Here is a 13,373-nt window from a genome sequence, read left to right on the forward strand (position 1 = left end):
TGATGAATCGCACTCGAATCGCCGGCCTGCAACTGCTGTTTGGCTGGCTCAACCTGGCATTGGCGGTGCCCAGCATCTACCTGATGTTCGGCATGCCGCTGGTAATGCGTCAGTACGGCTGGAGTGGCACCGAGATCGGCCTGTTTCAACTGGCTGGGCTGCCGGCAGTGTTCAAGTTCCTGCTCGCCGTACCGGTACAGCGGATGCGCCTGGGCAACGGACATTTGGTGCACTGGATGCTGTTGCTCGGCGCCCTGCTGCTGGCCCTGTATTGGCTGATTGGTCGGCATGACCTGATCGAACAGCGTCTGGCGCTGTTCACCATGACCTTCGCCATCAGCATCATCGCCACCTGGATGGACATCCCGCTGAACGCCCTGGCCGTGCAGTGGCTGCCACGCAGCGAACAGCTGCGCGCCGGCAGCATTCGCTCGGCGGCATTGTTCATCGGCGCGATCGTAGGTGGTGGCGCGATGTTGCTGGTTCAGTCCCGGCTGGGCTGGCAGGCGCCGTTTCTGTTGATGGCCGCTGCGTTGGTACTGGGCATGCTGCCATTGCTGGTCTTGCGCAAACGGGCACAGGCGGCTACCAGCGAACCTGTCGAGCCACCTGGCCTGGTCGCCGAGTGGATGAGTTTCTTCGCTCAGCCCGGTGCACGCCAATGGAGCTGGGTGTTGCTCAGCGCGTTCCCGTTCATCGGCGCCGCCTGGCTGTACCTCAAGCCGTTGATGCTTGATCAGGGCATGGCCATGGAACAGGTAGCCTGGCTGGTGGGAATCGCCGGCGGCGCCACGGGCGCCATATCGAGCCTGCTGTTTGGCCGGCTGATACCGGTGCTTGGCACGGCCCGGGCGATCCTGTGCTACCTGCTCGCCGCCCTGCTGGCGCTGCTGCTGTTGACCGTCAGCGTATGGCTGCGACTGGGGCCTGCCTGGCTGACCGCCAGCGTGCTGCTGCTCGCGGCAAGCATGGGCGCGGTGTCCGCGCTGATGTTCGGCCTGACCCTGTGCTTCAGCCGTCGCGGCAACACCGCCAGCGACTACGGCCTGCAGTCCAGCCTGTTTGTCATCAGCCGTCTGGCTGTGCCGGTTGCCGCCGGGCTGCTGCTTGATCGGCTGGGCCAGCACGGCATGCTGGCCTGCCTCAGCGCAGGTCTGCTGGTGGCGCTGCTGCTGGCCTGGCGAGTGCGTCACAGCATCGCCGGCAGCACCGCCGCTGTGCTGGCGAGCGAGCGTCACACCGCAGCGGGCCTGGCTCGCTGCATCAGCGAGGGCAAAGCATGAAGCAGCAAACCGTCGGCATCTGCCTGGTCAGCGGCGACAGCGCGCTGCGCGACGATGTGCAAGCTGTGCTGGATCGGCTCAACCACTGGCTAGGCCACGAGACTCCCGCCGCCAGCCAGTCATGGCCGGACAACGACCCACAGTGCCTGTACCGGCAGGTCGCCGAGCAGGCTCAGGCGTACGTTCGCGAGCATGCCGAGAGCCATGGCTTGTATCTGGATCTGCAGGTATTCGGCAATGCCGAGGCGGCACGCTCGGCCCTGCACAGCGAGCATGCCAGCGACAGCGATTATGTGCTGTTCGATACGCGCCAGCTGGCGCCGCAACCAGCCAGCGACCCATTGCTCGAACTGCTCGCAGCCCAGCCCCAAGCCAAACGTTCGCCCAGCTCTGCGCTGCTGCTGTGTAACGCAGACGATCTTGGCCACTGGCTCAACCGGCTTGGCGGCAACCGCCTGCTAAGGGTGCCACACGCCGACCAGGCGCTGCGCCGGGCTGATCTGTTGCGGCTGTTTGTCGATCACCTTGAACACGCCTACTTCAACCGCCTGCTGGCCCGCACGACACTGCAATCGAATGAATGAATTTCTCGTCACTCGGCCACATGAGAAACGATTTCGTTTACCATTGTTTCCAAATATGTAGCCGTAAGCGAGGAAGTACCCGCATGACGATCCGTCCGCAACCGCTGATGCGCACCCTGGCCGCCGCTGTTCTGAGCCTGGTGATTGGCGCACCGGCCGCCATGGCAGACGCGCCGGTCAGCCTGACCCTGTACAACGGTCAGCACAAGGAAATCGGCGAAGCCATCGCCAAGGCCTACGAGGCCAAGACCGGCATCCATATCAATATCCGCAAGGGCAGCAGCAACCAGCTTGCCAGCCAGATCATCGAAGAAGGCGACCGCTCGCCCGCCGATGTCATCTATACCGAAGAGTCGCCACCGCTGAACAACCTCGGCGAGCTCGGCCTGCTGGCCAAGATCGACGACGCCACCCTGAACATGCTGCCCAAGGAATACGTGGCCAGCAACGGCACCTGGATGGGCGTGACTGCGCGCACCCGCGTGGTGGTGTTCAACCCGAAGAAAATCGACGAAAAAGACCTGCCGCAATCGGTCATGGACTTCGCTGACCCTGAGTGGGACGGTCGCGTCGGCTTCGTGCCCACCAGCGGCGCGTTCCAGGAGCAGGCGGTCGCCATCCTGAAAATGCACGGCCGTGAAGCGGCCGAAGAATGGCTGACCGGCCTCAAGGCGTTCGGCAAGACCTACACCAACAACATGGTCGCGCTGAAGGCCGTGGAAAAAGGCGAAGTCGCCGCGGTGCTGGTCAACAACTACTACTGGTACGCGCTTGAGCGCGAGCGCGGCAAGCTCGACTCCAAGCTGTACTACCTGGCCGATGGCGATGCCGGCGGCCTGGTGACCATTTCGGGCGCTGCCGCGGTGAAAGCCAGCAAGCATCCCAAGGAAGCCCAGGCACTGCTGAACTGGATGGCCAGCGAAGAAGGCCAGCGCGTGATCACCCAGACCACCGCCGAATACCCGCTGCACAAAGGCATGGTCTCGGACCGCGGCCTGAAGCCGTTCGAAGAGCTGCGCCCGCCGCAGATCACCCCCGCCGACCTGGGCAATGCCGAGGAAGCGCTGGAGCTGGAACGTGAGGTCGGTCTGCTCTGATGACTGCCGCCCTGCCCCAAGCGGCCCAGGCGCGTTTCGTGCCTCGCCGCAAGCGCCCATCGATCTGGGTGCTGCTGCCGGTTCTGTTTCTGGTGGCGATGAGCTTGCTGCCGTTGCTGTACGTCGCCATGAAAGCCTGGGAAGCCGGCTGGCAGGAGGCATTGCATCTGCTTTGGCGGCCGTTCGTCTGGGGCTTGCTGCGCAATACCCTGCTGCTGATGGTTGGAGTCACCGCCGTGTGCATGGTGCTCGGCCTGGCCCTGGCCTGGCTGCTGGAGCGCAGTGACCTGCCAGGGCGGCGCATATGGGGCGTGGTGCTGTGCCTGCCGTTTGCCGTGCCGTCGTTTGTCAGCAGCTTTACCTGGGTATCGCTGAGCTCGGACTTCGAGGGCCTGGGCGGGGCAATCATGATCATGGCACTGTCCAAGTACCCGCTGATCTTCTTGCCGGTTGCGGCGACCTTGCGCAATGTCGACAGCTCGCTGGAAGAGTCGGCGAGGACCCTCGGCTGCAGCCGCTGGGGGGTGTATCGCAAGGTCACCCTGCCGCTGCTGTGGCCGGCGATGCTCGGTGGCGCCTTGCTGATCGCGCTGCACATGCTGGTCGAGTTCGGTGCCCTGTCGATTCTTGGCCTGCAGACCTTCACCACGGCGATCTATCAGCAGTTCGAACTGGAGTTCAGCAACGCCAACGCGGCGATGCTCTCGGCAGTGCTGCTGGCGCTGTGCCTGATCATGCTCACGCTGGAGCTGCGCGTGCGCGGCAAGGCGCGCCATGTGCGCATTGGCCAGGGTGTGGCGCGGCGCGCGCAGCCGATCAAGCTGGGCAGCTTCACGGCTGTCGGCCAGTTGTTCTGCCTGGCGTTGGCGGTGCTCGGTAGCGGTATTCCACTGGCGATGCTCGGCTACTGGCTGAGTGTCGGCTCGTCGGCAGCGTTTCCTGTGGGCGAGATCAGCCAGGCGCTGTTCACCTCGCTGTCGGTGTCGCTGGGCGGCGCCGGGTTCTGCGTCGTGCTGGCATTGCCGATCAGTTTCCTGGTGGTGCGCTACAAGGGCCGCCTGGCGATCTGGGCCGAGCGCCTGCCGTACCTGCTGCATGCCCTGCCGGGCCTGGTGATTGCCCTGACGCTGGTGTTCTTTGCCCTGCACTACGTGCCGGCGCTGTACCAGACCACGGCGTTGTTGCTGCTGGCGTATGCCTTGCTGTTCCTGCCTCTGGCCCAGGCGCCGGTGCGCACGGCGCTGAACAAGGCCTCGCCGACGCTTGAAGAGGCGGCCCGGACCTTGGGTGCGAGCAGCTTCAGCGCGTTTTGCCGGGTGACTCTGCCGATCATCTTCCCGGCGCTGGCAGCGGCCTTTGCGCTGGTGTTCCTGGATGCCATGAAAGAGCTGACCGCGACCCTGTTGCTCAGCCCGACCGGAATGACCACCCTGGCAACTGAAGTGTGGGCCCACACCGCCAACGTCGAGTTCGCCGCGGCGGCGCCCTATGCCGCGCTGTTGATCGTAGTATCAGGCCTGCCGGTGTATCTGCTGACCACGCGGATGTACCTGAACCGAGCCTGAGGTTTCTGAAATTGCGCTTGTCGTGAGTTTGCTGGGGCCGCGTAGCGGCCCCCGACGATCTCACTACACGTGCAGCTTCAGAACACCTTGAAAGGGATGACTCTTACGCCCGGAACTGACCAAGGCTGGCGCGCAGCTGCGCCGCCAGATCATCCAGCACCTTGCCGCTGGCGGTCGTCTGCATCACCACCTCGGCCGAGCGCTCGGCCTGGGCATGAATCGTCTCGACCCTGCCGCGTACCGCTTGCGCACCGTGTGCCTGCTGCTCGGCAGCACGGGTCGCCAGGCCAATCGCCGCATGCACTTGTTCGACGGCGGCCTGCACCGATTGCTGGCGGCGTTCGTTATCGCGCAGCACCAGCAAGCCTTCGCTGGCCTGGCGCCCGGCCTGGCTGATGGTTGCCACCGCCTGCTTGGCGCCTTGCTGCAGGGCAACGATATGCGCCTGAATGTCCCCGGTCGAACTCTGGGTCTTGCTCGCCAGCGCCCGCACCTCGTCGGCCACCACCGCAAAGCCACGCCCGGTCTCGCCGGCACGGGCGGCTTCGATTGCCGCGTTGAGGGCGAGCAGGTTGGTTTGCTCGGCAATGCCGTGGATTACCGTCAGCACCACCTCGATCTGTTCGCTCTGCTTGGCCAGCCGCTCGATCACCTGCGAGCCGGCATCGACCTGGCCCGCGAGGTTTTCGATCAAGCCAGCAAGCTGGGTCGAGGTGCGGCTGTTTTCGTCAGTGGCCTGGCGGATGTCGACCACCTGCTGCAAGGCAGCCTGCATCGCATGGCTCTCGGCCTGGGCTTCGTCGGCCATGCCGGACAGGTCGCGCAAGCTGGCCGCCACTGCGTCACGCTGCAAGGCTGCGGCAGCGTCGGCACCGGCGCTGCGCTGGGTCATGACACCGATTTCGACGCCGGTGCGCTGGGCGACTTCACCCGCCTCGCGGACGATCGGCTGCAGCTTGTCGACAAAGCGGTTGACCGCTGCCGCCATGTCGCCGATTTCATCACGGCTGTCGAGGCTGACCCGTTTGGTCAGGTCACCGTCGCCCGCAGCCAGGTCATTGAGTGCCGCAATCAGCAGGCGCAGCTTGTTGACCACGCGCCGGCCGAGTACCACTGCCACTACCAGCAGTACGCCAAGCCCCACCAGCACCAGGCCCAGGCCAATCCGCCAGCGCAGCTCGGCGGCCGCATCGCGGACGGTTTCGGCGGTGTTGGCCTGCATCGCGGTGGCGCTGTTTTGCGCAGCTTCCAGACGCGCACGCAGGGCCTTGCCGCTGTCTGCGGCGGCCGCCCCGAGGCTGTCGCCGACCAACTGCTCGCTGCTGCCGATCAATGCCGCGAAGCGTGCATCGAGGGCCTTCAGTTCCTGTTCGACGGATGCGGTGGAAACGCCCATCAGCACCTTGCCGATCTCGGCACCGTTGGGGCTGATCGGTGCTTCGACGAAGTACACCGCAGGGTCCTTGCGCGCAGCGTTGAGCACTTTGTCCAGCGCCCGCTCACCCTCGCCCTTGTCCATCAGCGCCTGGTTGATCGGGTTTTGCCGGTTGAGGTAGCGCGTCAGGTGCTGGCCCTGAGCATCGTCATAGATCACGAACAATACATTGGGATTGCGCTGGGCACGGCGGGCAAAGTCGGAGAGCACCGGCACGTCGTTGTCCCAGATCGCTCGCGGGGCAACCGAGGCGAGCAACTCGGCCATGTCGTTGGCCGAGTCCTTGAGGTTCTTCTCCAGGGTGGCGCGCAATTGCTGTTGTTCACTTTGCAGGCGCGTCGACAAACCGCTGCTCAAACGCTGCCGAGTGCTGCTGGAGAGGCCTTCAAGGCCGGCGCGGACGTCCTGCCCGGCCAATTCCAGTTCACCCGCAAGCTTGCGGCTATCGCTGCCCAGGCGCTCACCCAGGTTCGCCTCAAGGGCGCTCACTGTGCTCCGGGTCAGCGCAACGGCCACCAGCACCTGCACCAAAAGGGCGATACCCAAGGCAACAAACACAGGCCGCAACAGGCGGCTTCGTAACAATGAATGAATGGCAGACACGGTGAACCCTCGTGTTTCTGGCGCCACTATTTTGATGGCATCGACAAGGGCATTCTTACAGCAAGGGTTGTGCCGTCGCAGCAGGCATAAACGCCAAGTTTATTCACCGACGATACAACGTGTGCAAAAAAAACGCCGCGCTCCCTTGCGGGAACGCGGCGCTGGATCAGCCTGGCAGGCTAATCAGGCAAACGGATGACGCAGCACGATGGTCTCGTTGCGATCCGGGCCGGTCGAAATGATATCGATCGGCGCGCCGGTCAGCTCCTCGATGCGCTTGATGTAAGCGCGAGCCGCTTCTGGCAGCTCTTCGAGGGTCTTGGCGCCCAGGGTCGACTCGCTCCAACCCGGCATTTCTTCGTACACCGGCTCCAGGCCGATGTAGCTGTCGGCGTCGGAAGGCGCTTCGAGCACTGCGCCGTTCTCGTTCTTGTAACCCACACAGATGTTGATGGTTTCAAGACCGTCGAGCACATCCAGCTTGGTCAGGCAGATGCCCGAGATGCTGTTGACGTCGATGGCGCGACGCAGGATGACCGCATCGAACCAGCCGCAACGACGGGCACGGCCGGTGGTCGAGCCGAACTCGTGGCCACGCTTGGCCAGGGTTGCGCCAGTGTCATCGAACAGTTCGGTCGGGAACGGACCGGAACCGACACGGGTGGTGTACGCCTTGGTGATGCCGAGGATGTAATCCAGGTACATCGGGCCAACGCCGGAACCGGTGGAGATGCCGCCGGCAGTGGTGTTGGAGCTGGTCACGTACGGGTAGGTACCGTGGTCGATGTCCAGCAGCGAGCCCTGGGCGCCTTCGAACATGATGTCCTTACCAGCGCGACGCAGGTTGTGCAGCTCGGCGGTGACGTCGAGCATCATCGGCTTGAGCTGCTCGGCGTAGGCCATGCACTCGTCCAGGGTCTGCTGGAAGTCGATGGCCGGCTCTTTGTAGTAATTGACCAGCTGGAAGTTGTGGTAGTCCAGCAGCTCACCGAGCTTGGCAGCGAAGCGCTCACGGTGGAACAGGTCACCGATGCGCAGGCCACGACGAGCGACCTTGTCTTCGTAGGCCGGGCCGATACCACGACCGGTGGTACCGATCTTGGCTTCGCCACGGGCCTTCTCGCGAGCCTGGTCCAGTGCTACGTGGTAGGACAGGATCAGCGGTGCAGCCGGGCTGATGCGCAGGCGCTCACGCACCGGTACACCCTTCTCTTCGAGCTTGGTGATTTCCCGCATCAAGGCGTCCGGTGCAACCACTACACCGTTGCCGATCAGGCACTGCACGCCTTCGCGCAGGATGCCCGACGGAATCAGGTGCAGCACGGTTTTTTCACCGTTGATCACCAGCGTGTGGCCGGCGTTGTGACCGCCCTGGTAGCGCACTACGGCGGCAGCATGTTCGGTCAGCAGATCAACGATCTTGCCTTTGCCCTCATCACCCCATTGGGTGCCCAGGACGACGACATTCTTACCCATAACACTTGTCCTCATTCACGCAAACTTGGTTGCCGACCCTGATGCGGGCCGCGCGAGCTGTCTCAATGGGTCAGAGGCAGGATCTGCCAACGCCCTTCTTGCTGAATCAATTGCCGATCACAATCCGCCTCGAGGGCAGCACTCAGCGGCTGGCCAGGCAATGCCTGGACCACTCGCTGGCCCTCGTTGCGCAACTGGCAGACCATCTGCCAGAGGGCCGCGTCGCCGCTGTCGGGCATCCAGATGCCGCCAGAAGGCAATACGACCTCCGCTCGCCCCAGTGTGACCAGGGTCTTCAAATCCGTGGAGAAACCAGTGGCCGGACGCGCCCGGCCAAAGTCGGCACCGATGTCATCGTAGCGACCGCCCTGAGCGATCGACTGACCGACCCCAGGCACGAACACCGCGAACACCACACCGGTGTGATAGTTGTAGCCGCGCAGCTCGCCGAGGTCGAAGTACAGCGGCAGCTCCGGGAAGCGCGCTGCCAACCGATCAGCGATCGCCAGCAGGTCATCCAGCGCAGCCAGGACGCTGGCCGGGGCACGGCCAAGACGCACACGCGCCTGAGCCAGCACTTCACGGCCACCGCACAGCTCAACCAGGGCACGCAGCATGCCGCCCAGGTCCTGCGGCAGGTCAGCGGTCAGTGCGTACACTTCATCGCGGGCCTTGCGCTGCAGCGCATCGAACAGCTGCTGCTCGACATCGCCGGACAATCCGGCAGCACGCGCCAGACCACGGTAGATACCGACGTGGCCGAGGTCCATATGCACGTCCGGCACATCGGCCAGGCGCAGCATGGCCAGCATCAGGCTGATGACTTCGACATCGCTGGTCGGGCTGGCATCGCCATACAGCTCGGCGCCGAGCTGGATCGGGCTGCGCGAAGTAGACAGCTGGCGCGGCTGCGCATGCAGCACGCTACCGGCGTAGCACAGGCGGCTCGGACCTTCACGGCGCAGGGTGTGGGCGTCGATGCGCGCTACCTGCGGGGTGAAGTCGGCACGGAAGCCCATCAGCCGACCGGACTGCGGGTCGACCACCTTGAAGGTATGCAGGTCGAGGTCCTGGCTGGCACCGGTGAGCAGCGATTCCAGGTACTCGATATGCGGAGTAACGACCAGTTCGTAACCCCAACTCTGGAACAGGTCCAACACCTGCCGCCGCGCGACTTCAATGCGCGCAGCTTCAGGTGGCAGTACTTCCTCGATGCCATCTGGCAGCAGCCAGCGGTCTACCGTTGCCATTACGCCTTTTCCCCTTTGGTCCGAGCGGCCAACCCATAGGCAAGCCGTGAATACAGGCATTGGCACACAACAACAGGCAGCACTAATCCCAGCGCTACCGCCGTACCAACACCCTCGAATTACTAGCGCCGGGCTGACCCAATGCGAGCCAATCAACCTTGCAGACGCAAAAAAGCCGGGAAATTTCCCGGCTGACTCATCATACACCCCTTTTCCTTCGGGATGCACCCCGCCGGCAGTTTTACCTGCCAGGCGGGGCCTTGTCGCTTACGGCCGGCTCTTGTCCAGGTACCGGAAGAACTCGTTCTTCGGATCCAGGACCAGCACGTCGCTCTTGCTCGAGAAGCTCGCACGGTACGCTTGCAGGCTACGGTGGAACGAATAGAAATCCGCATCCTGGTTGTAGGCCTTAGCGTAGATGGCGGCCGCCTGGGCGTCACCATCACCGCGGGTTTCCTCGGATTCACGATAGGCTTCGGCCAGCAGTACTCGACGCTGACGGTCGGCATCCGCACGGATACCCTCGGCCAGCTCGTTACCTTTGGCGCGATGCTCACGGGCCTCACGCTCACGCTCGGTGCTCATACGATCGAACACGCTGCGGTTGACTTCCTTCGGCAGGTCGATGGCCTTGACGCGAACGTCGACCACTTCGATACCCAGCTCCTTGTTGGCCATGCGGTTCAGCGATGCAGTGATGTCAGCCATCAGTGCGTCACGCTCACCGGATACCACTTCGTGCAGGGTGCGTTTACCGAACTGGTCACGCAGGCCGCTTTCCAGACGTCGCGACAGACGCTCGTCGGCGATCTGCTTCATGCCCGAGGTCGCGGTGTAGAAACGGTCGGAATCTTTCACCCGCCATTTGGCATAGGCGTCGACCATTACCGCTTTCTTTTCCAGGGTCAGGAAGCGTTGCGTCGGTGCGTCCAGGGTCATCAGCCGCGCGTCGAACTTGCGCACCTGGTTGACGTACGGGATCTTCACATGCAGGCCGGGCTGAACATCAGCCTGAACCACACGACCGAATTGCAGCAGTACCGCACGTTCGGTCTGGGACACGATGTAGAAGCTGTTCCAGGCCACGACAGCCAGCACGACTGCGGCGATCAGGGCGATCAGCGATTTATTGCTCATCAGCGGCTCTCCCTAGTACGCAGTGCCTGTTGTTGCTGTTGCAGGTCCTGCGCTGCGCGCACGGCTGCGTCGTTGACCGACGGCGACGCGCTGCTGCTGCCGGCAGAAGCCGACGTGTTGCGACCGCCTTCAACCATCTTGTCCAGCGGCAGGTAGAGCAGGTTGTTCTGCCCGTCCTTGGTTGCCACCATGACCTTGCTCGAATTGCTGTAGACCTCTTGCATGGTCTCCAGGTACAGACGCTGACGGGTTACGTCCGGCGCCTTGCGGTACTCGGTGACCAGCTTGGTGAAGCGATCGGCTTCACCCTTGGCGCGGGCAATCACTTCATCGCGGTAGCCGTTGGCGTCTTCGATGATGCGCTGCGCCTGACCACGGGCCTCTGGCACCACGCCGTTGGCGTAGGACTCGGCCTGGTTGCGCGCACGCTGCTCGTCTTCACGGGCACGGATCACGTCGTCGAAGGCTTCCTGCACTTCACGCGGGGCTGCCGCGCTCTGTACGTTGACCTGAGTCACGGTGATACCGGTACGGTAAGTGTCGAGGAAACGCTGCAGACGCTCGCGGATGTCCACGGCCATCTGCTCACGACCTTCGGTCAGCACCTGGTCCATCGAGGTCGAGCCGACCACGTGACGCAGGGCACTGTCGGTCGCATGCTGCAAGCTCACTTCCGGCTGGTCGACGTTGAGCACGAAGTCCTGCAGGTTGGTGATCTTGTACTGCACGGTCAGCGGCACTTCGACGATGTTCTCGTCTTCGGTGAGCATCTGCCCCTGCTTGGTGTACGCACGCTCACGCGTCACGTTTTCCATGTACTTGCGATCGATCGGCGGGAAATAGATATTCAGGCCTGGACCCACGGTCTCGTAGTACTTGCCGAAGCGCAGCACAACCGCCTGCTCCTGCTCGTCGACCACGTACACGGCACTGTACAGCCAGATCGCAGCCAACACCGCCAGGCCTATGCCCAGCAGGCCGTAACCGCCACCCTTGCCGATATTGCGGTCACCACCGCCGCGTTTCTTGCCGCCACCGAACATGCCGTTCAGGCTGTCCTGCAGCTTGCGGAAGGCCTCGTCGAGATCAGGTGGGCCTTTTTTGTCGCCACCGCCACCACTGCCGCCGCCGCCACGGCGACCGCCCCAGGGATCCTGGTCTTTCGAGTTGCCACCCGGCTCATTCCAAGCCATAGCGCTCTCCATCTGATAAAGCAAAGACGCGCCCACGGCGCGCCGTCCAATGCTACAGAATGCCTGTCACGGCTGCCCGGCGACCTCGACGGGCATTTATTGCAAAGTGTGTTGCGCGATAAACGTCTGCGGCTCGATGCCGGCACGGCTGACCAGGCGATTAAGCTCGATCATCGGCAGGCGCACGCTGAGCAGGCTGCTGCCCTCTTCATCATGTTCCTCGCTCTGCACCGCGCCCAGTTCGAACAGCTGCGCGCGCAAGCGAGCGAAACGCTGATCAAGGCGCAGGGTGGCGACAAACAGATCATCCCCCAGCAACTCGGCAATTGCCTGGCCAACCAGCTCCAGGCCACGTCCATCACGTGCCGACACCCAGACCCGTTCCGGCTTGCCATCGGCATCGCGCTGGATCTGTGGCTCGACATCTTCAAGCAGGTCGAGTTTGTTATAGACCTCGAGGATCGGCAAGCCTTCTGCGCCGATCTCGCCCAATACCGCCAGCACCTGCTCGATCTGCTCCATGCGCTCTGGCTCATGGGCGTCGATCACGTGCAGCAGCAGGTCGGAGTTGCTCGACTCTTCGAGCGTAGCCCGAAATGCCTCGACCAGCTTGTGCGGCAGATGGCGAATGAAGCCCACGGTATCGGCCAGCACGATCGGCCCCAGGTCGTCGAGTTGCAGACGGCGCAAGGTCGGGTCGAGGGTGGCGAACAGCTGGTCGGCCGCGTACACGTCGGATTGGGTCAGGGCGTTGAACAGGGTCGACTTGCCGGCGTTGGTATAACCCACCAGCGACACCGACGGGATGTCCGCACGTCTGCGCCCGCGCCGCGCTTGCTCACGCTGGCTGCGGACCTTTTCCAGGCGCGCCTTGATCTGCCGCAGGCGGACCCGCAACAGGCGCCGGTCGGTTTCAAGCTGGGTCTCCCCCGGACCGCGCAGGCCGATACCACCTTTTTGCCGCTCAAGGTGAGTCCAGCCGCGCACCAGCCGCGTGCTCATGTGCTCAAGCTGGGCCAGTTCGACCTGCAGCTTGCCTTCATGGGTACGCGCCCGTTGGGCGAAGATATCGAGGATCAGCCCGGTACGGTCAAGCACGCGACACTCGAACACACGTTCGAGGTTACGCTCCTGACTGGGCGTGAGGGTGTGATTGAAAATCACCAGATCGACATGCTCGGCACTGACCAGGTCGCGTAACTCCTCGACCTTGCCACTGCCAATCAGGAATTTGGCGCTGGGCTGATGCCGTGTCACCGTAGACAGCAAGACGATTTCAGCACCGGCCGACAGGGCCAGCTCCTGGAACTCCTGCGGGTCTTCGCGCGCCTCAGGGTTCTGACCTTCCAAGTGAACGAGCAACGCTCGTTCACCACCACCGTGGCGCTCAAAGAACAATGCAGGCTCCTAATCAGGCGTTGCCTGGCTCGCTGTCACCGTTCTCGGAATCGGACGGGCTTGGCAGACGAACCGGACGTGCAGGTACGACAGTCGAAATGGCGTGTTTGTAGACCATTTGGCTGACGGTGTTTTTCAGTAGAACTACAAACTGGTCGAAAGATTCGATCGAGCCCTGCAGCTTGATCCCGTTGACCAGATAGATCGAAACCGGGACCTTTTCTTTTCTCAAGGTGTTCAAGTAAGGGTCTTGTAGCGAATGCCCTTTTGACATATGCCGCACTCCTGTAAGGATAAATAATAAAAAAACGAGAAAATTCTATGATTACGCCGCCCACTCGCAAGAGTAGAC

The 13,373-nt window shown here is 63.1% G+C and carries 10 protein-coding genes and 2 pseudogenes; 4 read left to right on the top strand and 8 right to left on the bottom strand.

The window, feature by feature from the left end; genetic code table 11:
- Positions 1–2: 2 nt before the first annotated feature.
- The 4 genes from M2396_RS09390 (at position 3) to M2396_RS09405 (ending at position 4,529) form a co-directional block, all read left to right on the top strand.
- Entirely contained in the window at positions 3–1,283 is a 1,281-nt protein-coding gene (locus tag M2396_RS09390; RefSeq protein ID WP_259074393.1) for an MFS transporter, read from the top strand.
- Positions 1,280–1,867, top strand: a complete 588-nt coding sequence (locus M2396_RS09395; RefSeq protein ID WP_191622861.1) for a hypothetical protein — start codon at positions 1,280–1,282, stop codon at positions 1,865–1,867. The genes M2396_RS09390 and M2396_RS09395 overlap by 4 nt, the downstream gene beginning before the upstream one ends.
- An 83-nt stretch (positions 1,868–1,950) precedes the next feature.
- Positions 1,951–2,964 carry an extracellular solute-binding protein gene (locus M2396_RS09400; protein WP_101315923.1) on the top strand — a complete coding sequence of 338 codons (1,014 nt, stop codon included), beginning with the start codon at positions 1,951–1,953 and terminating at the stop codon, positions 2,962–2,964.
- Complete coding sequence (locus M2396_RS09405; RefSeq protein ID WP_259074398.1) at positions 2,964–4,529, top strand: iron ABC transporter permease; 1,566 nt, start codon at positions 2,964–2,966, stop codon at positions 4,527–4,529. Before M2396_RS09400 ends, M2396_RS09405 begins: the two co-directional genes overlap by 1 nt.
- A gap of 103 nt (positions 4,530–4,632) precedes the next feature.
- On the opposite strand, the pseudogene M2396_RS24310 reads toward M2396_RS09405, so the two are convergent.
- The 8 genes and pseudogenes from M2396_RS24310 to hfq form a co-directional block, all read right to left on the bottom strand.
- A pseudogene (locus tag M2396_RS24310) lies at positions 4,633–5,148 on the bottom strand (methyl-accepting chemotaxis protein); the annotation flags it as partial.
- Positions 5,149–5,538: 390 nt separating this feature from the next.
- Positions 5,539–6,231, bottom strand: a pseudogene (locus M2396_RS24315) (methyl-accepting chemotaxis protein); the annotation flags it as partial.
- Positions 6,232–6,750: 519 nt separating this feature from the next.
- Entirely contained in the window at positions 6,751–8,043 is a 1,293-nt protein-coding gene (locus M2396_RS09415) for an adenylosuccinate synthase (protein ID WP_103435853.1), read from the bottom strand.
- Positions 8,044–8,105: 62 nt separating this feature from the next.
- Positions 8,106–9,293, bottom strand: a complete 1,188-nt coding sequence (locus M2396_RS09420) for an ATP phosphoribosyltransferase regulatory subunit (RefSeq protein WP_101315915.1) — start codon at positions 9,291–9,293, stop codon at positions 8,106–8,108.
- 267 nt (positions 9,294–9,560) lie between these two features.
- Positions 9,561–10,430, bottom strand: a complete 870-nt coding sequence (gene hflC / locus M2396_RS09425; RefSeq protein ID WP_150571120.1) for a protease modulator HflC — start codon at positions 10,428–10,430, stop codon at positions 9,561–9,563.
- Positions 10,430–11,623 carry an FtsH protease activity modulator HflK gene (gene hflK, locus M2396_RS09430; protein ID WP_101315911.1) on the bottom strand — a complete coding sequence of 398 codons (1,194 nt, stop codon included), beginning with the start codon at positions 11,621–11,623 and terminating at the stop codon, positions 10,430–10,432. The genes hflC and hflK overlap by 1 nt, the downstream gene beginning before the upstream one ends.
- Before the next feature lie 96 nt (positions 11,624–11,719).
- Complete coding sequence (hflX, locus tag M2396_RS09435) at positions 11,720–13,021, bottom strand: ribosome rescue GTPase HflX (protein ID WP_101315909.1); 1,302 nt, start codon at positions 13,019–13,021, stop codon at positions 11,720–11,722.
- Between the two features lie 13 nt (positions 13,022–13,034).
- Positions 13,035–13,295, bottom strand: coding sequence for an RNA chaperone Hfq (hfq, locus tag M2396_RS09440; protein ID WP_060480687.1), 261 nt, complete (start codon positions 13,293–13,295; stop codon positions 13,035–13,037).
- Between the last annotated feature and the right edge of the window lie 78 nt (positions 13,296–13,373).

It is taken from the genome of Pseudomonas sp. BIGb0278 (assembly GCF_024809895.1).
Classification (GTDB): Bacteria; Pseudomonadota; Gammaproteobacteria; order Pseudomonadales; family Pseudomonadaceae; genus Aquipseudomonas; species Aquipseudomonas shirazensis.

What these genes read in the sequence shown, in the direction of transcription:
- hfq (WP_060480687.1), bottom strand. Translation starts at nt 13,295, where the DNA reads ATGTCAAAAGGGCATTCGCTACAAGACCCTTACTTGAACACCTTGAGA.
- M2396_RS09390 (WP_259074393.1), top strand. Translation starts at nt 3, where the DNA reads ATGAATCGCACTCGAATCGCCGGCCTGCAACTGCTGTTTGGCTGGCTC.
- M2396_RS09395 (WP_191622861.1), top strand. Translation starts at nt 1,280, where the DNA reads ATGAAGCAGCAAACCGTCGGCATCTGCCTGGTCAGCGGCGACAGCGCG.
- hflC (WP_150571120.1), bottom strand. Translation starts at nt 10,430, where the DNA reads ATGAGCAATAAATCGCTGATCGCCCTGATCGCCGCAGTCGTGCTGGCT.
- M2396_RS09415 (WP_103435853.1), bottom strand. Translation starts at nt 8,043, where the DNA reads ATGGGTAAGAATGTCGTCGTCCTGGGCACCCAATGGGGTGATGAGGGC.
- hflK (WP_101315911.1), bottom strand. Translation starts at nt 11,623, where the DNA reads ATGGCTTGGAATGAGCCGGGTGGCAACTCGAAAGACCAGGATCCCTGG.
- M2396_RS09400 (WP_101315923.1), top strand. Translation starts at nt 1,951, where the DNA reads ATGACGATCCGTCCGCAACCGCTGATGCGCACCCTGGCCGCCGCTGTT.
- M2396_RS09420 (WP_101315915.1), bottom strand. Translation starts at nt 9,293, where the DNA reads ATGGCAACGGTAGACCGCTGGCTGCTGCCAGATGGCATCGAGGAAGTA.
- M2396_RS09405 (WP_259074398.1), top strand. Translation starts at nt 2,964, where the DNA reads ATGACTGCCGCCCTGCCCCAAGCGGCCCAGGCGCGTTTCGTGCCTCGC.